This window comes from Bradyrhizobium sp. PRIMUS42, from assembly GCF_023006515.1.
In the GTDB taxonomy this organism is placed as follows: domain Bacteria; phylum Pseudomonadota; class Alphaproteobacteria; order Rhizobiales; family Xanthobacteraceae; genus Bradyrhizobium.
Genome location: NZ_JALBGZ010000001.1, coordinates 1 through 17,562 on the forward strand (window position 1 = coordinate 1; position 17,562 = coordinate 17,562).

Consider the following 17,562-nt stretch of genomic DNA (forward strand, 5'->3'; position numbering starts at 1 on the left):
TCGAGCAGGCTTCGGCGTAACGCCAAGACCAGTGCAAAGGTGTGCTCCGGGACAGTATTGGTCGCGTAGTTCCGGATGTTCGACACCGTTATGTCTCTTGCGGCGCAGGCCGAAAGATCGACGATATCCGTGCCTGTTGCCGCAACAGCGACGAGCTTGAGATTACGGGCCCTGGCGACAACCGCCGCACTCAGCGGCACCTTGTTGGTGATGACGATATGCGCGTCGGCCACTCTATCGCAAACTTGATCTGGCTTCGTGGCACCAAACTCCCGCAATTCGTGCGGGAAAGCGAATGTCCGCAGGTTGATTTGAGACGGCATTGTATCGCGATCGAGAAACACGATCTTGGCCAATTCGTCCGGAATCATGTTTCGTCCTCTTTAGCGACCAGTACCGACCTTCCGAAAGCGACGACGTGTCGCCGCAGGGGATGCAACGATGCAGTGCGAGATCAGGCAATGTCAGCGACAATTACGCACTATGAGCTGATGCTCCAGCGAGATAAAACGAAAAAACCTCTTCGATAGATGATCTACAATCAACCGGCTGGCCTGGGCGAACCGCAATCAGCTTTTCACGAAGCGCCCGGCGGGATCCGTGAAGCCGGTGAAGTCGGCCGCGATGCGGCCCAGCAGCCGGTTCAATTCGGTCTTCCCGCTGTGTCCAGGGAGACATCGCGCCCTTCCGAGCCGATCTTCGCGTAGGTCGTCACGCGCTTATCGATCACCCATGAGGAAACTATCCTGTCGAAACTCCGGAAGTGTTCGGTCGCGAGATGCGCGTCGAAGGCCGCCTTGTGATCGTAAAGCTCGTAGAGGAAGATTTCACTACCTTCGTTCGCCTCGCAAACTTCGAAGAGCCGGCATCCCGGTTCGAACTTGAGAGAATCGGCGGCGTTCTTCGACACAGCCCTGCGGAAGTCCGTGCGGTATTCGGTCTTGATCGAGAAGCTGACGGTGACTACGAACCCTCCTGTCATGCTACCTCTTTCATGGCGCTCGAAAGTGCCGCAATCGTTTCGCGGGTAACCGTGTCGCAGCCCGCCGTACCCCCAAGTTCCATCGGCACAGCGCCCGAAGACAGCGCTATTTCGACCGCGCTCTCGATCAACCGAGCTCGTGTTTCGAGGCGAGGTTCGTTGTGCCTCTCGGCGAGCCAATCGAGCATCATGGCTGCCGATAGGAACATCGCGCAGGGATTCGCCTTTCCTTGACCGGCGATGTCAGGAGCTGTGCCATGAGCCGGCTGGAACAGAGCATGCGCATCGCCGACATCGGCGGAAGGAGCCATGCCCATGCCTCCCACCAGGCCCGCGGCGAGATCCGAAAGAATGTCGCCGAACATATTCTCTGTCACCATGACATCGAGCATCCACGGCTTCTTAACCATTGTGAGAGCCATGGCGTCGACATAGGCGTGATCCGCTTCGATACCGCCGTGCTTGGCCGCCACGTCGTCAAAGACTTTTCGAAAGAAGGCCATCGAGGTAAACACGTTTGCCTTGTCGACGCAGGTGACTCTAGCTCTCTTCCCGCGCGATCGCCGTCGATCGGCAACACGGAAGGCGAAATCGCTGACGCGCGCCGTGCCCGCCCGGCTGATGTGCATCGTGTCGTAGGCATCGCGATCGTCGATGAGTTCGCCCTTACCTCTGGCGTAGAACAGCCCTTCCGTCTGCTCCCGGATCAAGACGAAATCGATATCACGTGCCCGCGGGTCTGACAGAACGTTCGGCAGTCCCGGAAACCAGCGAATGGGTCTGACGCCGGCGTAGAGATCCAGCGCCATGCGCAGATCCAACTGCGGAATGATCTCGGTACCGTCGTCATGTCTGATATCCGGCCACCCCATTGCCCCGAACAGAACGGCATCCGCCTTTCGGCAGGCATCGAGCGTCATATTCGGCAGGGCTTCGCCGCTCGTCGCGTAATATTGGGCGCCCGCGTTCCAGATCGTGGTTTTTAGCGACGGCCCTCCGGTGGCCTTGGACTCGACGGCCGCCAGCAATTCCAGACAGGCCGCCATCACTTCACGTCCTATGCCGTCGCCGGGGAGTACGGCAATGTCCAGCTGATTCGATGAGATGGTCAAAATGCGTCTCCAGATCTGCTTTCAAGTTGGATTGATCGCGTCGGTGTGCGAGCGCTACACCGACGTTGATGGGTGATATTGTGGTCGTGGCGCCCTCGACCGCCCTCCAAGACGATCAGCGGCGAAATGGGGAGCGGGAATTCCGGTGTGCCTAGGATCATGCCGATCAGCGACGACACCAGAAAGCCCACCAAACTTCCGGTGGCGTTGATCTGCGCAAGGTGGACTCGCGCGGTTTCGTCGGCAAAGCCTGCATTTGCATTCGGTAATGCATTCATTATTGTATCTTAGCCTTACGCCATGTTTGCCGCAAGGACCGACCATTGGATTTCTGGAAGTCTGGCACGCAGAGCGCTCGAACCAGAACGGCTCCCGTCCACGCATTTTTTGAGAGAAGGTAGGACACCCGCTTCTCTTTTTTGGCGGAGCATGCCTAGTCTGGCAGGAAGCACACGGCGCTTCGGAACACGTTGGGCGCACCGGAAGAACGCGCAAAGTTAAGGACAGAGCGGGCCGCAATGACCACCAAGCCTCAAAGAAGTTCGCCCGACCGCAAGGCAATCGAACGGAAATTTTCGTCGCGGGGACGCTCGTCGGAGGGCCCCGCTCGGGGAACTCGATCTAACCAAGCCGACGTCGCCTACTCCCGACTGCGAGAGCTCATCATGAGTGGAGCAATCGCTCCGGGCAGCTTCGTTCTCGAACTCGAGGCCGCGGCTAGGCTGGGTATGAGCCGTACGCCCGTCAGAGAGGCTATGGTCAGATTGCGCGCAGAAGGTATGGTCGAGATACGCGCAAGACACGGAATGCGCGTCCTTCCGGTCTCCGCCGACGACATGCGCGAGATCTACGAAGTAATTACCAGCCTGGAGTCTACCGCCGCAGGGCTCGTTGCAAAGCGCGGGATCGATGCAGGCGCGTTGTCTTCGCTCAACAAAGCCGTAAAGGCGATGGACGCTGCGTTGGAGCGGGACGATCTGGAGCGCTGGGCGCAGGCGGACGAAGATTTCCATCGGACACTGATCAATAGTTGCGGCAATGGCCGGCTCGTCCAAACCGTCGATCAATTCTGGTCGCAGGCCCATCGCGCGCGCCTTCTGACTTTGCGACTGAGGCCCAAACCGACGCAGTCGAACCGCGAACACGCCGCCCTCGTCAAAGCCATCGCCAAAGGTGATGCGGAAGCCGCAGTCCGCATCCATCAGGAACACCGGGAGCGAGCGGGACGCCTTCTGACCGACCTCTTGGGCAAGATCGGCTAGGCCGCCGGCGCGCGAAAGTTGCTACGCGGTCCGTGAGACGAGCGCGCAGCGGCCTCAAGACACGGTTCCTAGGTTCGTCCGTGCCGTCGCCAATATCGATCGCATACGTTGCCGCAGGAAGTATACGACCGACACAGCCACGCAAACGCCCCAGATCGCGGCCACGCAATAGATACCCAGATCGAGAGTTTTGGTGGACTGGGTCAGGTAGCCGATAATGAACGGTGCGAAGAAGCCTGCCGTCAGACCGACGGAGTTGATGAAGGCTATTCCAGCGGCTGCGGAGATGCCTTTGAGGGCAGCGGTCGGCAGGCTCCAGAACACGGGTAGCGCGGCCATGACGCCACCGAGAGCCATGCTCAGTCCCACGAGGATCATAACGAGGTTGTCCTTGAACCAAATGCTGATCAGGAAGCCCAGGATGCCGAATAGGCAGCTTCCGACGAAGTGCAGGCCTCGCTCCCTCTTGCGGTCCGAGCTGCGACCAACCAGCAGCATCACCAGGACGGCGCCTGCGTACGGGACGGCGGAGTAGATCCCGAGCTGGACGGTGTCGGTCACCCCGGCGCCTTTGATGAGCGACGGCAGATAAAAGAACACGCCCGACTGCGCGAGCACAATTCCGAAGAGAATGACGGCCAGCATCAGGACGTCGATATTCATGAACACCCCGGCGATTCCCAGCGCAGGCTTCTTGGTGTTTTCCGAGTCGATGTTGGCGCGCAGGCGAACTTTTTCGTCGCACGTCAACCAGGGCGCATCCTCTATGTTGTCGCTGAGCTTGTTCCAGACGACGAACGCCAGAACGACAGCTGGGAAGCCCTCCAGGATGAACATCCATTGCCAGCCGGCGAGCGCACCGAAGCCGTGCATGTTTGCGATGATCAATCCGGAAAGCGGCGCGCCGAAGATGCCCGCGAGCGGCGCAGCCAGGTAGAAAAGCGAGGTCACGGTCGCGCGCCGCTCGGTGGGGTACCAGCGCATCATGTAGAAGATGACGCCGGGAAACAGGCCGGCCTCTCCGATACCAAGCGCGATGCGCATGATGTAAAAGGAGTATTCCGACCATACGAGGGCCATCCCCATCGAGATCAGACCCCAGGTTAGGAGAATTCGGCCCAGCCAACGCCGCGGACCGAAGTAGTTGAGCAGCAGATTGCTGGGGACTTCCGATGCCGCATAGCCGAGAAAGAAGAGGCCGGCGCCCAACCCGTATATGGCTTCGTTGAGTCCGAGGTCTCCCATCATTTGCGGCTTGGCAAATGCGACGTTGATCCGATCCAGATAGGAAACCATGTAGCACGTGATCACCAGCGGCATCAGATATCGCGTCACCTTCTTGTAGAGCGGGTCGTCCTTCGGATCTTGAGCGGGCATTTCAAAGCTCATGGCATCCTCCAAAAAACCACTTTATCGAGTTTATTAACGTATGCATTACGCAAACAATCGCAGGGAGGAGCCGCCGATGCAAGAGCTTTTCCAAATCCGCTTGATTGCGACAAGGGGACGAGGTGCGACCGGAAGATGACTTGCAGGAGTTCGCCTAACGGAACGGAAGCACGTGTTACCGTCTCGCGGGCACTGCTCGCATGGGACACTGGACCAATCCGGGCGGTGGTCGACGGCGAGCCTCGCGTGCGCGGCATAACACGTCTACGCGTCGTCGAAGCTTCGGCGATGGCGACCATGGCGTCGCTAACGTTTACGCTGCGTTGCTCGTGATCACCAAAAAGGGCTCGGGACTTGCTTCGAGGCAAAAGCGCGGCCGCTCGGATTGCGCGGCATGACGATCCTCCTTTAGGAAAAGTGGCCGCCGCCGAAGGCTGCGGCCAAGTTCCAGGGAGGAAAGCAGACGACCGGTCTGCCAGCGGAAGACAAAAGACATCGATCCCGCGACACCTTTTGCGCAGCGCCGGGAGACAAGGAGTCACTCGCACACGCGTTGCCTGACAAAAACCGTCAACGCATTACGAACGGATCTGCTACGTCGTCGGCCGTGCTGATCATGACGCTCTTTGTCTGAAGATAGTTTTGGATCGCGTCGAGACCGTTTTCCCGGCCGATCCCCGAGTGCTTGTAACCTCCGAGCGGCGACAAATAGCTGATCACCCGATAAGTGTTGACCCAAACCGTTCCCGCCTGGAGTCTTTCGGACATTCTCAGGATCCGACGAATATCGCACGTCCAGAAGCCGGCGGCCAAGCCGTAGGTCGTGTCGTTCGCGATCGCGAGCGCCTCTTCCTCGTCGTCGAACGGGATGCAAGCCAGTACGGGCCCGAAGACCTCCTCTTGCGCGATCCGCATCTCGTTGCGGACGCCAGTGAAGATGGTTGGCTCGACGAAATACCCGCCGCTTCCGACGTCCGGTCCAGTTGCGGGACCGCCGCCGAGTACGCACATCGCTCCCTCGTCTTTGGCCACGCCGATGTACTCGAGGATCTTGCGGTATTGCGGAGGCGTGGTGACGGGGCCGACCTGCGTGCTGGTCAGCAGCGGATCCCCCTTCTTGGCGCGCTTGGCGAACTCGACGATCCGCTCGACGAAACGATCGTGGATGCTTCGCTGGACCAGCAGGCGCGAACCCGCGATGCACGTCTGACCAGTCGCAGCGAAGATACCGGAGATCACACCCTTGACTGCATTGTCGATCTCCGCGTCGTCGAAGACGATGTGAGGAGATTTTCCGCCGAGCTCGAGCGTGACCTTCTTGAACGTGCGGGCCGCGACCTGACCGATATGCCGACCGGTGTTCTCGCTCCCCGTGAACGCGATCTTGGCCACGTCCGGATGGGATGTCAGAGCATCTCCGACTTCACTTCCGAAGCCGGTGATGACGTTGAAGACTCCTGCGGGAAATCCCGCCTTCTCGACCAGCTTGGCGAACTCGAGCGTCGAGGCTGATGTGAACTCGGACGGCTTCGCGACGAAGGTGTTGCCCGCCGCGAGCGCCGGTGCGAGCTTGTACGCCAAAAGGAGCAGAGGCGAATTCCACGCCGTAATGCCCACGCAGACGCCCAGAGGCTCCTGTCGCGTGAAATTGAACGTCTGCGGCTTGTCGATAGGGAGGACGGCGCCTTGGACCTTGTCGGCGAGGCCGCCGAAATAGTAGTACCACTGCGGAATGTAGCGCAGCTGGAAAGCCATCTCGTTGATGAGCTTGCCGTTGTCCGTGACCTCAACGCGCGCGAGCATGTCCGCGTTCGCAGCGATGAGGTCGCCCAGTCGGCGCAAAAGGTGACCCCGCTCGCTCGGCGTCAGTTTCGGCCACGGCCCGATCGCAAACGCGGACTTGGCTGCGGCGACGGCTTGATCGACGTCGACCTGTCTGCCCCGAGGAATCGTTGCCCAGGACTTCCCTGTGAAGGGGTTCTGACTTTCGAACCGCTCGCCACCAGCTGCATCGACCCACCGGCCGCCGATAAACATCTTGTAGGATTGCATTCTTGTCACCGTTTGGCTTTCCAATTTCCGCGGCTGTGACCGTCGCTGGATCAAGCTCCCAATTGCTGTGCGAGATCAATGATGTCCTTTGCGACGATTTCCCAGTCTTCTGCGGGAACCAAGTCCGTCTTCTGTCCGTGTCCGTATTCGGTCGGTCGCGGGATGAATGCGGTCTTCAGCCCGAGGGCACGAGCGGCTGCAAGATCGTAGTTGTGGGCGGCGCACATCATCACCTCCGCAGGCTTGAGGTACATCAGACGGCACACTCCGAGATAGGTCTCCGGATGCGGCTTGAAGTGACGAAAGAGCTCGCACGAAAATACATTGTCCCAGGGTAAGCCAGCGTGCTTCGCCATATTGACGAGCAGAGCGACGTTTCCGTTCGAGAGTGGGCCGATCACGTACTTCCGCTTGAGGCGCGTGAGGCCCTCGGCAGCATCAGGCCATCCGTCGAGCCTATGCCAGACGGAGTTGACGTGCTGCATCTGAGACTGAGTTAGAGTCTTGATCCCGACCTCCGCTGCCACCTTTTCGAGGGCGTGCGCGTGAAGCTCGTCGAGGTTAGTCCAACCGATCTCGCCGTTTCTCACTCGGTTCTTTTCTGGCTCGTATTCGTGCCGCCAACGGTCCGCCAGCGCGGTCCAGTCGGCGTGAATCCCTTCTTCGCGCCCCCAGGCGGATAGATCGCGGATGATGCTGCCACGCCAATCGACAACCGTTCCGAACGTATCGAATACGACGACTTTGACGTCTTGGATCGAGCCCTTCATCTTCTTTTTTGCCTGCCTAAGCCCGAATGCGCGAAGAACGCGACGAATGCGTTAATGCATGCATTATGAGCCTGAGCACGCAGCGCGTCAAGACCGGAAGGCTCGATCCGGCACGTGGTTCCTTTCTCAACGAATTCTAAGGCGACGCTTCACTTCGCCGACGACGTTCTCGGCCGTGATGCCAAAGTGGCGGAACAGTTCCTCTCCTGGCCCGGAAGCCCCGAAGCCGGTCATCCCGACGAAGATGCCGTTCTCTCCGAGGTAACGCTCCCAGCCTTGACGCACGGCAGCCTCGATTCCGACTTTAAGCGCGTCCTCGCCTCCAAGAGTGCTGCGACGATATCTTTCGTCCTGACGCTCGAACGCCTCCCAGCTCGGCATCGAGACCACCGCCGTCGATATCCCTTCTTTTTCCAAAAGCCTTTTTGCTTCCAGCGCGATCGAAACTTCGGAACCGGTCGCGATCAGGCTGACCTTTCTGGGACCATCGACCGCCTCAGCGAGCACGTAGGCTCCACGCGCGCAGAGATTTTCGTCGGTATGTACGTTACGGACGGGCGGGAGCGGCTGGCGGGAAAGGATCAGGGATGAGGGACCATCGCGCCTAGCCAGCGCCATCTCCCAACATTCTGCAACCTCCACTGCATCGGCCGGCCGCATGACCAGCATGTTCGGGATCGCCCTAAGCGATGCCACGATCTCGACGGGCTGATGAGTGGGCCCGTTCTGCCCTATGCCGATCGAATCGTGACTGAAGACAAACACGGTGGGTACACCCATGAGCGCCGCCATCCTGATCGCGGGACGCAAGTAATCTGAGAAGGCCAGATAGGTCGCGCCGATTGGGATGATACCGCCGTGAGCGGCCATGCCGTTCATCATCGATCCCATTGCGTGCTCGCGTATCCCGTAGTGGACGAAGCGCCCTCCCCTGTCGCTGGCTGTGAAGGCGCGCAGTTCGCGCTTGTGCCCCGTCGGTCCTTCGAGATCTGGAGCTCCGCTCATCAACTCGGGAATCGCGGCAAATACGCTCGCGACCGCCTCTCCGGAGGATTGGATAGACGGTTGGGCGGGCAGATCGATCGCCGATCGCTTGTAGCGCCCCAAGGATTCCTCCCAGCCCGTCGGCAGCTCCCGCCGGGCTAGGCGTTCCACAAGGGCTCGTTTGTCGGCCGGCAGCTCGGCGAGCCGCGCCTGCCAGGCGCGATACTCCTCGCCATTGCGCGCGTCGACCATCCCCCGCCAACCTGCCAAGACGTCATCCGGAACGACAAAAGGCGGGAAGGTCCAGCCGAGGCGTTCGCGCGCGGCCTCGGTATCCTCTTTGAAGACGCGACTACCGTGGGCGCCCCTCTGCCCTTCGAGGCGAACGAATCCCCGGCCGATGGTCGTGGCGCACGCGATCAGGCTGGGCCTGGAATCGGATTTGGCATGGGCAATCGCACCGTCGATCGCCTCCGTATCGTGTCCGTCCGCATCCAGAACCTGCCACCCCGCAGCTCTAAAGCGCGTCCGGATATCCTCGCTGATCGAAATCGAAGTGCTACCGTCGTCCGTGATCGAATTGTCATCCCATAGTACGATCAGCTTGCCCAGTTTCAGATGCCCGGCGAGCGAAAGGGCTTCCTGAGCGACCCCCTCCATCAGGCATCCATCCCCGGCGAGGACGTACGTGAAGTGGTCGACCACGCCTGGTCCGAGCACGTTGCGCAGATGCTCTTCCGCGACGGCCATTCCCACACCGTTCGCGAACCCCTGGCCGAGAGGCCCGGTGGTTACCTCGATGCCGTACTCCGTCGCATATTCCGGATGGCCGTGGCAGATCGAGCCGAGTTTTCGGAACGACTTGATCTGTTCGATCGTGACTGCTTGGTAGCCGCTGAGGTACAGCAGGGAGTACAGCAGCATCGAACCGTGGCCATTCGAGAGGACGAACCGGTCGCGATCGAACCAGTTCGGGTCGGCCGGATTGAGCTTTAGGTGGCGCGTGAATAGAACCGTGGCGATCTCCGCGCAACCGAGCGGAGCCCCTGGATGACCGTCGCCGGCGCGTTCGATCGCGTCCAGCGACAGCAACCTGATGGCGTCCGCCATCTTCTTGTTGAGGGTTGAATCGGCAAGCACCTGTGTTCGGGCGACGACGTTCATGAGTTTACTCGCTTCATCGGGTGGGGTCGCTCGTCTGCGATTGCAGGGACGCGCGGCTTAGAGGAAACCGGTGGAAAGCCAGGGAATGCAGGCCACGATCACGAGGCCGATCAGAAGTGCGGCCACGTAGCCCAAGAGGGGGCGGATGCCTTCTGCCGGATCCACGCGGCCTATCGCGCACGCGGCATAGTAGCCGACCCCGAAGGGCGGCAAGAACAGCCCGATTCCCATCGCCAGAATGACCACCATGGCGTAATGCACCTCATGGATGCCGACGCTCTTTGCGATCGGAAACATCAGAGGCGCGAACAGCACGAGCGCGGGGATTCCTTCCAGCACGCTTCCGAGGATCACGAACATGACGATGGATAACGCCATGAAGGTCGGTGCGCCCCCCGGAAGCGACGACATCATCTTGGCCAGATCGCGCGAGAAGCCGGACTGGGTGAGGCACCAGGCGACCGTCGTCGCGGCTCCTATGATGAAGAGGATCGCACCCGACAAGGCGGCCGTGTCGACGAGCATCTTGGGGAATTTCGACCAGTCGCAACGTCGGTAGATCAAAAGGCCGACGAGAATCGAGTAGGCGATACCAATGGTGGAGACCTCCGTGGCGGTGGCGACGCCCTCGACGACTGCCATCCTTATGATGAAGGGTAAGGCAAGGGCCGGCATCGCGAATAGGAAGGACTTGAGGGCCTCTTTGCGGCTCGGTCTTGTCACGTCGGAGAGGTCCGCCTTGCGGTTTCGCCACCAGACTACGACGGCAAGGCATGCCCCCACTGCGACGGCCGGGACGAGACCGCCGGTGAAGAGTGCTGCGATCGACACGGTCGTCACCGATCCGATCGTGATCAGCACGAGGCTGGGAGGGATCGTTTCGGTTTGGGCTCCCGTCGCGGCCAGCAGCGCCACGAGTTCACCGCCGCGCTGCCCGCGCTTCCTCATCTCCGGAAACAGCGAGGGCGCCACCGCCGCCATGTCGGCGGTCTTGGATCCGGAGATCCCGGACACAAGATACATCGCGCCGATCAGCACGTAGCTCAATCCGCCCCTGACGTGCCCCAGCAGCGCGGCGAGGAAGTCGACCATGGCCTTCGCCATCCCGGTCAGCTCCATCAACATTCCGAGGAACACGAACAAAGGCACGGCAAGCAGGATCAGATGCGACATGCCTTCGTCGAGCCGACCGGCGATAGTTAGCAATGGTGCATTGGTCGATAGGCCGATGTAGCCAAGAGCAGAAATCGCGAAGGCGAACGCAATCGGCACACCGAGGAAGACCGCTACGCCAACGAGTCCGACGAAAAATATGAGGAGGTTGAGATTTCCGAGTGCGTGGAAAACGCCGCGCAGATACCAGGCACCGGCCACCAATACGGCGATGAGACAGGCCGCGGTCGCGACGCGTCGAAAGCTGGCTGTCGAACTGAGCCGAGCCAGAGCGAAGATGATCATCAAGGCAAAGCCGACAGGAAGCGCGGCGGCCCTGACCGAGCCCGAAATTTCCAGCGCCGGAGTGATGACAAACGATTCTTCGTGCGCGTATTCGAACGAGGGAATGAAGACGAGCAACATCAGCGCTACGCAGACAAGCAATGCCAGAAGCTCGCAATTGGCGCGGACAATTGCCGGAAAGCGATCGACCAGCGCGGCCATGCGCATATGCTGGCCTCGGTGCAGGGCGATCGCCGTCCCCAGCATGGAGAGCCATACGAACAGGATCTGGGCCAGTTCGTCCGTCCATACGATCGGATTGTGAAAAACATACCTCGCGACCACGCCTACCGAGAGCACGCCGACTTCGACGGCCACGACGAGGCCGGCGAAAAATTCGGTGATGCTCACCAGAGGCGCGACCAGGCGCGACACTGGCGCCGATTGAACTCCAACGTCCATCACCGCATGCTCGCCGGCTGTCGACATGGTGCGCTCCTCAGCTCAGCTTGCCGCTTGTGGCCTCCAACAGAGACCAGGCCTCCTCGCCGTACTTGCTCTTCCATTCTCCATAGAATCCGGACTGTTGCAGCTTGGCCCGGAAGGCGGAGGAGTCGACCTTCACGAACTCGAGGCCTTTCGCTGTCAGTTCGCCCTGCAACGAGCTGTTCAGGGCGGCGACATCCGCTCGCTGCTTGACGGCCGCATCGTTGACCGTAGCGATGACCAGATCGCGGTCCGTCGCTGAGAGTCCCTCGAACGCTCGCCTGTTGGCCAAGAACCAGAAGCCATCCCACATGTGGTTTGTTTCGGACAGGTATTTCTGGACTTCGTACATCTTCGCGAAGTAGATGCCGGCGAGCGGGTTCTCCAACCCGTCCGCGACCTTTGTCTGCAATGCGGAATACGTTTCGCCCCAAGGGATGGAGGTGGGGGATGCGCCCAACGACTTGAACAGGGACGTCCAAAGCGGACTCGGGGGGACGCGAATCTTGAACCCTTTGAGGTCGTCCGGGGTCTTGATCACGCTTCGCGCAGAAGTCGTCTGCCTGAAGCCGTTGTCCCACATCTTGTCAAACGCGACGATGTTGGCCTTGGCGAAGCTCGCGACGATGTGTTTGCCGAGAGATCCGTCCACGGCGTTCCAGACCTGCGTGTAGTCGGAGAATGCGAAGCCTATGCCTGTTATGGCGGCTACCGGAACCAAGGTGGCGACGATGAGACCCGACGAGGCGAAGAACTCGAGGGCGCCGGACCTTAACTGGCTCAGCATGTCCGCGTCGGTGCCAAGCTGACTGTTCGGAAAGACTTGAATGTCGACCCGCCCATCGGTTCCTTTGAGTATCTTCTCACTCGCCTCTCTCATTCGGGCATTGAGCGGGTGGTCCGCCGGCATGATATTGGCGAACTTCATCTTGAACTGAGGCTCGGCCCTCAGGACGGATGGACTTGCCAGCCCCAACGCGAGGCCCGTGCCCCCCAACAGAACTCCGCGGCGCGAAAGCTTCCTCATGGTCTCCTCCTTCGGTAGCAGCCTTGTTGTTTGATTGAGCCGCGAGCTGCACCGCGGCGAAATACTCAATGCTTCTCGGAAAAGAACTTCAGCAACGCCTGCGATACGAATTCCGGCTGCTCCTCCGCAACCCAATGGCCGCAATCGGGGATGATGCCGCCTCGTACGTTCGCGGCAACGCGCTTGAGGGATTCGAGCGTCTCCAGTCCGCGCCCAAACGCCTTGTCTCCCCCGAGAGCGAGGACCGGCATTGTGAGTTTGCCGTTGCGTTCCAGTAACTCCCGATTATCGGACGCATCCTGCGCGAACGCGCGGTAGTAACCGAACATCGCCCGAAAGGCGCCCAGCTTCTTGTAGGTACGGTAGTATTCCTGCTTGTCTTCGTCCGAGATGCAGTTGGTCCTATGACCGTAGTTCTCGAAGAACCAATCCATCATCAGTTCCTCCCGGCCTGCGCAAAGCGCTTCGGGGAGATCCGGCGTGCGGTAGAGCGGATGGTGCCAGCGTCTGCCCCCCTGGGACATCTCGGCTCCGTCACCGGGTATGGTGACGTCCAGAATGGCGAGACGCGAGACAGCTTCCGGGTGATGGGCAGCGAGAGAGAACGCGACAGGCCCGCCCCAGTCGTGGCCGACGAGGTGAAATCGGCGGACGCCGAGATGGTCATGAACCAGTTGCCATACATCCTCCGCGATCGTCTTCTTGTCGTACCCGGAGACCGGACGCGTTGAGTCGCCGAGGCCCCTCAGATCCGGGGCGATGACGAGATATTTCTCGGCCAGCTTCGGCAGAATGAAGCGCCACTCGAACGATGTCTGCGGAATTCCGTGCAGAAGCACTACCGCTTCGCCCTGACCTGCCGTCAAATAATGAAGAGTGACTTCCTTCAGATCGGCAAATTGTCCCTTAGAAGCGCTCATGGTTCGCTACCTCCCGACTCGGCGGTCATGGCTCGATAGGCGCGGACGACCTGGCTGTCGTCGATCTGTCCCGAGCCTTGTCCGGACACCGCCAAGAACATTTGCTGGGCGACCGATGCCAGCGGGGTCGGCGCCCTGAGCCGGAGACCCGCATCCAGCACGATTCCGAGATCCTTCACGAAGATGTCGATCGCGCTCGTGACCTTTGGTTCGCTCGCAACCATCCGCGCTCCGCGATCCCGCAACATCCAGCTCGACGCGGAAGACTGAGACAAGATGTCTATCAGTATGCGCGGATCTATGCCGGCTTTCGCTCCGAGCGCCACCGCCTCGCCGGCAGCGGCGAGGTGCACTCCGCACAGGAGCTGGTTGATAGTCTTGACCAACGCGCCTTGTCCGGCGCGTTCGCCGACGTGATGCACCTTGTCGCCCATCGCTTCCAGCACGGACCTCGCGAGGCCGAACGTGTCCGCGTCGCATGCGGCCATGATCGTGAGTCCGGCGGATGCCGCACCCGCGACGCCGCCCGATACAGGAGCGTCGACGAAACGTCGTCCCTTCGCCGCAACCTGGGTCGCAATCCGTTCGACCTCCGCGGCCGGACACGTGGCCATCAAGACGACGGTCGCGGTTGCCGGCAATGCGTCGAGGGCTCCGGACTGGAAGAGAATCTGTTCGGCCTGCACAACGTTCACCACCATCAGCAGCAGAAAGTCGCAATCCGATGCCACGTCCCGCACGGACCCGGCCCAGGTCCCTCCGTTTTCCTCGAGCACGGCGCGTGCGTCGGCGCGGACGTCGAAGCCCTTCACTCGAAAGCCGCGAGCACACAGATTACGCGCCATCTGTGAGCCCATCGATCCGAGCCCGATGAAGCCGATCCGCTTCGTCGCGGAAGTGGGTGAGCTCTGCTGTTGCATTTCGTCCTCAATCAAAGCCATGACTTGATGCTATTCGTGATCGCGCTGGCGGAAATACCGTAGCGATCGTGAAGCGTCGGAAGTGCGCCGGCGGCTAGAAACTCGTCCGGAAGTCCGATGTGGTGGAAAGCTGGATATATGCGCTCGCGCATCAGAACCGCCGCGACGGCTTCGCCCAGCCCGCCGATGACCGAATGGTTCTCCGCGACAACCACGGCGCGCCCCGACTTTCTGCAGGCTGCCATAATGGTTTCCACGTCGAGCGGCTTGATGGTCGGAACATGCAGTACCGCCGCTTTGATGCGATCGGCCGCAAGCAGCTTCACTGCCTCAAGAGCACGCATCGTCAGCAGGCCGGACGATATGATGAGGACGTCTTCACCGTCGCGCAATTGCTTCGCCTTGCCGAGTTCAAACTGGTACCCGTACTCGTCGAGCACGAGCGGCACTTGTCCGCGCAGGAGGCGCATGTAGACCGGGCCCTTGTGCTCGGCGATCGCCGGCACGACCTGCTCGATCTCCAAGGCGTCGCAGGGATCGATGACCATCATATTGGGCATCGCCCGCAGCAGTGCGAGATCTTCGGTCGCCTGGTGGCTCGGCCCGTAGCCCGACGTCAGGCCGGGCAACGCGCAGGCGATCTTGACGTTGCGGTTCTCCTCCGCGATCGTCTGATGGATGAAGTCGTAGGCACGACGCGACGCGAAGACTGCGTACGTCGTGACGAACGGAATGAAACCCTCTGACGCGAGACCCGATGCGCTGCCGAAAAGAAGCTGTTCGGCCATGCCCATCTGGTAGTAGCGATCGGGAAACTCCTTGGCGAAGACGTGAAGATCGGTATATTTGCCGAGATCTGCCGTCATTCCGATGATCTCCGGACGTCGGCGGGCGACCTCGATGAGCGCGTGGCCGAAAGGAGCGGGCTTCGTCGCCTGACCCTCGGCCGCGATCGACGCGATCATCGCCGAGGTGGTGAGGCGCGGCTTAGTCGGTGCCGCCACGCCGCTGGTCTTTTCCAGCTTCATGCCGACCTCCCTTCGCCGAGCGCCTCTAGGGCCAATTTCCATTCGTTCGCATCGACGCGCATGAAATGGTTTCGTTCGCGGGCCTCGAGAAACGGGACTCCTTTGCCCATCAGAGTGTCAGCGATGATCATTCGAGGCCGGGGTCCTTCGTGCGTCTTCGCTGCATCGAAAGCCGCGACGACTGCGTCGAGATCGTTACCGTCGACGCGTTGCACGAACCAACCGAATGCCCGCACCTTGTCAGCGAGCGGCTCGAAGCCCATCATCTGCTTGGACGGTCCATCGGCCTGCTGATTGTTGACGTCCACGATGGCGATAAGATTGTCGAGCTTGTAGTGGGCGGCCGACATCATCGCTTCCCACTTCGAGCCCTCGTCGAGCTCACCGTCGGAGAAGAGCGTGTAAACGCGGCTGTCGGATCCTCGCCTCTTGAGACCCAGGCACTTGCCGACCGCGATGGTCAGACCGAGCCCTAGCGAACCCCCGGACATCTCCATTCCCGGCGTGTAGCTCGCCATTCCGGACATGGGCAGCCGGCTATCGTCGAACCCATACGTCTCGAGTTCGCTCTCCGGGACGATCCCGGCCTCGATCAGGGCCGCATACAGCGCGATGGCATAGTGGCCGTTCGAGAGCAGGAAGCGATCGCGGCCGTCCCATTCCGGATCTTCAGGTTTGTAGCGCATAGCGTGGAAGTAGGCCGTCGCCAGGACATCGGCGATGTCGAGCGCTTGCGCAATGTAACCCTGTCCTTGTACTTCGCCCATGCGCAGCGCGTTGCACCTGATGCGACGGGCTCGTTCGCTCAATGAAATGTTGTGACCCTGGTCTGCCATGTCGCTGCGCCCGTGTTGCGTTGTGAAACAGCGAAGGCCTAAAGGTCCTTTCGCATCGCGAACCCGTTACGCATGATCGGATATCCGCTCGGCTGCGAGCAGGTTGGGCGTTTCTCCGATTTCTGCGGGTTATCCGTCCGCTATTTCGTTCGAGACCGTAGCCCCCTTGCCCAATCGCAACAAAAGAATTAAACAATGGGTTAGATGAATAGGACTCATTTGACTTGTCCGAGCTTCCGCAACTTCGCGCCATCCAAATTTTCGAGGCCGCGGCACGTCTCGGATCCTTTCTTCGTGCTGCGGACGAGTTGAGCCTGACACCCTCGGCGGTGAGCCATCAGATAAGATCATTGGAAGACGCGCTCGGCGTGCAGCTATTCCACCGCATCAATCGGGCCGTCATGCTAACGGACATCGGCAGCAAATATGCCGATGAGATCTCCGAGGCGCTCGGACGAATAGAGGCGGCAACCCATACGATCACGCGACGGGGTAAAAGTGATATCCTCACGATACACTCCGTTCCGAGCTTTGCGAGCCAATGGCTCATGCCACGATTGTCCAGGTTCGGCGCTCTCAATCCCGCAATCGATCTTAGGCTCAACGCGTCAGGCGATGCAGCCGATCTTGGAGGCGATGCGGTCGACATCGACATTCGCTATGGGACGTTCGTCCCTGCCGCGTATCTCGGGGTCGATCCCTTCCCACTCGAAACGATCGTCGTCTTATGCTCGCCCAAATTGATGAAGGGTGCCTCGCGTATTCGAACACCTGCTGACCTAAAGAAGCACGTCCTCATCCACTCGGAGGTCAATCTCTATAGGTGGCGACACTGGGCCGAAGACAAAGACGTAGAATTAGATCTCGAACGAGGCCCCCGCTTCGACCGCTCGTTCATGGCGATCAGCACCGCAGTGGATGGCCTCGGTGTCTGTTTGGAAAGCCGTCTTCTGGTGCAGCGCGAGCTGGAGGACGGCCGCCTTGTCATGCCGTTCGGCCCAGCCGGCAGGCGGATAAAGTGTCATAGTCTCGTCTACCGGCGATCCCGCGCGAACGTTCCGAAGATCGCGACATTCAGGTCGTGGCTGGTACGTGCTCTCAAGGAAACTGACACCTGATCCGCTTGGAAGCTTCGCGTAACTCCTGCAGATACGCATGTTTCGACCCTCGTCCCAGCCGCTGTCTATTCGGGA

Annotated in this window: 15 protein-coding genes and 2 pseudogenes; 3 read left to right on the forward strand and 14 right to left on the reverse strand. The window is 60.4% G+C overall.

Features of this window, described 5'->3' with window-relative positions:
• The 4 genes and pseudogenes from MOV75_RS00005 to MOV75_RS00020 all read right to left on the reverse strand — a co-directional run.
• Positions 1 to 371 (reverse strand): annotated as a pseudogene (locus tag MOV75_RS00005) (glycerate dehydrogenase); the annotation flags it as partial.
• A 272-nt stretch (positions 372 to 643) separates the two neighbouring features.
• A complete protein-coding gene (locus MOV75_RS00010) occupies positions 644 to 982 on the reverse strand; it encodes a putative quinol monooxygenase (protein ID WP_247004281.1) in 339 nt (112 codons plus the stop codon).
• Positions 979 to 2,094 carry an isocitrate/isopropylmalate dehydrogenase family protein gene (locus MOV75_RS00015; protein ID WP_247004283.1) on the reverse strand — a complete coding sequence of 372 codons (1,116 nt, stop codon included), beginning with the start codon at positions 2,092 to 2,094 and terminating at the stop codon, positions 979 to 981. Before MOV75_RS00015 ends, MOV75_RS00010 begins: the two co-directional genes overlap by 4 nt.
• Positions 2,091 to 2,372 carry a hypothetical protein gene (locus MOV75_RS00020; RefSeq protein WP_247004285.1) on the reverse strand — a complete coding sequence of 94 codons (282 nt, stop codon included), beginning with the start codon at positions 2,370 to 2,372 and terminating at the stop codon, positions 2,091 to 2,093. Before MOV75_RS00020 ends, MOV75_RS00015 begins: the two co-directional genes overlap by 4 nt.
• Positions 2,373 to 2,612: 240 nt before the next feature.
• On the opposite strand from MOV75_RS00020, the pseudogene MOV75_RS42900 reads away from it, so the two are divergent.
• A pseudogene (locus MOV75_RS42900) lies at positions 2,613 to 2,897 on the forward strand (GntR family transcriptional regulator); the annotation flags it as partial.
• A gap of 3 nt (positions 2,898 to 2,900) precedes the next feature.
• On the forward strand, positions 2,901 to 3,356 hold the full coding sequence (locus MOV75_RS00025) for a GntR family transcriptional regulator (RefSeq protein ID WP_247004287.1): 456 nt from the start codon (positions 2,901 to 2,903) through the stop codon (positions 3,354 to 3,356).
• Between the two features lie 54 nt (positions 3,357 to 3,410).
• Here the strand turns inward: MOV75_RS00025 and MOV75_RS00030 are convergent, their stop codons facing one another.
• From MOV75_RS00030 to MOV75_RS00075, 10 genes are all read right to left on the reverse strand, one after another.
• A complete protein-coding gene (locus MOV75_RS00030; protein WP_247004290.1) occupies positions 3,411 to 4,745 on the reverse strand; it encodes an MFS transporter in 1,335 nt (444 codons plus the stop codon).
• A gap of 570 nt (positions 4,746 to 5,315) precedes the next feature.
• Positions 5,316 to 6,797 (reverse strand): aldehyde dehydrogenase, encoded by a 1,482-nt coding sequence (locus MOV75_RS00035; protein WP_247004292.1) that lies wholly within the window; start codon positions 6,795 to 6,797, stop codon positions 5,316 to 5,318.
• A gap of 50 nt (positions 6,798 to 6,847) precedes the next feature.
• Entirely contained in the window at positions 6,848 to 7,567 is a 720-nt protein-coding gene (locus tag MOV75_RS00040; protein ID WP_247004294.1) for a haloacid dehalogenase type II, read from the reverse strand.
• Positions 7,568 to 7,693: 126 nt separating this feature from the next.
• Complete coding sequence (gene tkt / locus MOV75_RS00045) at positions 7,694 to 9,715, reverse strand: transketolase (protein WP_247004295.1); 2,022 nt, start codon at positions 9,713 to 9,715, stop codon at positions 7,694 to 7,696.
• A gap of 57 nt (positions 9,716 to 9,772) precedes the next feature.
• Entirely contained in the window at positions 9,773 to 11,641 is a 1,869-nt protein-coding gene (locus tag MOV75_RS00050) for a TRAP transporter large permease subunit (RefSeq protein ID WP_247004297.1), read from the reverse strand.
• Between the two features lie 10 nt (positions 11,642 to 11,651).
• Positions 11,652 to 12,665, reverse strand: coding sequence for a TRAP transporter substrate-binding protein (locus MOV75_RS00055; protein WP_247004299.1), 1,014 nt, complete (start codon positions 12,663 to 12,665; stop codon positions 11,652 to 11,654).
• 65 nt (positions 12,666 to 12,730) lie between these two features.
• The gene (locus MOV75_RS00060; protein WP_247004301.1) at positions 12,731 to 13,585 is read right to left on the reverse strand and encodes an alpha/beta fold hydrolase; all 855 of its coding nucleotides are present in this window, start codon (positions 13,583 to 13,585) and stop codon (positions 12,731 to 12,733) included.
• Positions 13,582 to 14,505 (reverse strand): NAD(P)-dependent oxidoreductase, encoded by a 924-nt coding sequence (locus MOV75_RS00065; protein ID WP_247004303.1) that lies wholly within the window; start codon positions 14,503 to 14,505, stop codon positions 13,582 to 13,584. The genes MOV75_RS00060 and MOV75_RS00065 overlap by 4 nt, the downstream gene beginning before the upstream one ends.
• A gap of 11 nt (positions 14,506 to 14,516) precedes the next feature.
• Entirely contained in the window at positions 14,517 to 15,533 is a 1,017-nt protein-coding gene (locus MOV75_RS00070) for a transketolase family protein (RefSeq protein ID WP_247004305.1), read from the reverse strand.
• Positions 15,530 to 16,369 (reverse strand): transketolase, encoded by an 840-nt coding sequence (locus MOV75_RS00075; RefSeq protein ID WP_247004307.1) that lies wholly within the window; start codon positions 16,367 to 16,369, stop codon positions 15,530 to 15,532. The genes MOV75_RS00070 and MOV75_RS00075 overlap by 4 nt, the downstream gene beginning before the upstream one ends.
• 224 nt (positions 16,370 to 16,593) lie before the next feature.
• Here MOV75_RS00075 and gcvA point away from each other — a divergent pair, with 224 nt between their 5' ends.
• Positions 16,594 to 17,487 carry a transcriptional regulator GcvA gene (gene gcvA, locus MOV75_RS00080; RefSeq protein WP_247004309.1) on the forward strand — a complete coding sequence of 298 codons (894 nt, stop codon included), beginning with the start codon at positions 16,594 to 16,596 and terminating at the stop codon, positions 17,485 to 17,487.
• Positions 17,488 to 17,562 lie beyond the last annotated feature (75 nt).

Coding starts and splice junctions, on each gene's coding strand:
- MOV75_RS00055 (WP_247004299.1), bottom strand. CDS start 12,665: ATGAGGAAGCTTTCGCGCCGCGGAGTTCTGTTGGGGGGCACGGGCCTC.
- MOV75_RS00030 (WP_247004290.1), bottom strand. CDS start 4,745: ATGAGCTTTGAAATGCCCGCTCAAGATCCGAAGGACGACCCGCTCTAC.
- MOV75_RS00050 (WP_247004297.1), bottom strand. CDS start 11,641: ATGTCGACAGCCGGCGAGCATGCGGTGATGGACGTTGGAGTTCAATCG.
- tkt (WP_247004295.1), bottom strand. CDS start 9,715: ATGAACGTCGTCGCCCGAACACAGGTGCTTGCCGATTCAACCCTCAAC.
- MOV75_RS00010 (WP_247004281.1), bottom strand. CDS start 982: ATGACAGGAGGGTTCGTAGTCACCGTCAGCTTCTCGATCAAGACCGAA.
- MOV75_RS00070 (WP_247004305.1), bottom strand. CDS start 15,533: ATGAAGCTGGAAAAGACCAGCGGCGTGGCGGCACCGACTAAGCCGCGC.
- MOV75_RS00020 (WP_247004285.1), bottom strand. CDS start 2,372: ATGAATGCATTACCGAATGCAAATGCAGGCTTTGCCGACGAAACCGCG.
- MOV75_RS00025 (WP_247004287.1), top strand. CDS start 2,901: ATGCGCGTCCTTCCGGTCTCCGCCGACGACATGCGCGAGATCTACGAA.
- MOV75_RS00075 (WP_247004307.1), bottom strand. CDS start 16,369: ATGGCAGACCAGGGTCACAACATTTCATTGAGCGAACGAGCCCGTCGC.
- MOV75_RS00040 (WP_247004294.1), bottom strand. CDS start 7,567: ATGAAGGGCTCGATCCAAGACGTCAAAGTCGTCGTATTCGATACGTTC.
- MOV75_RS00035 (WP_247004292.1), bottom strand. CDS start 6,797: ATGCAATCCTACAAGATGTTTATCGGCGGCCGGTGGGTCGATGCAGCT.
- MOV75_RS00060 (WP_247004301.1), bottom strand. CDS start 13,585: ATGAGCGCTTCTAAGGGACAATTTGCCGATCTGAAGGAAGTCACTCTT.
- MOV75_RS00065 (WP_247004303.1), bottom strand. CDS start 14,505: ATGCAACAGCAGAGCTCACCCACTTCCGCGACGAAGCGGATCGGCTTC.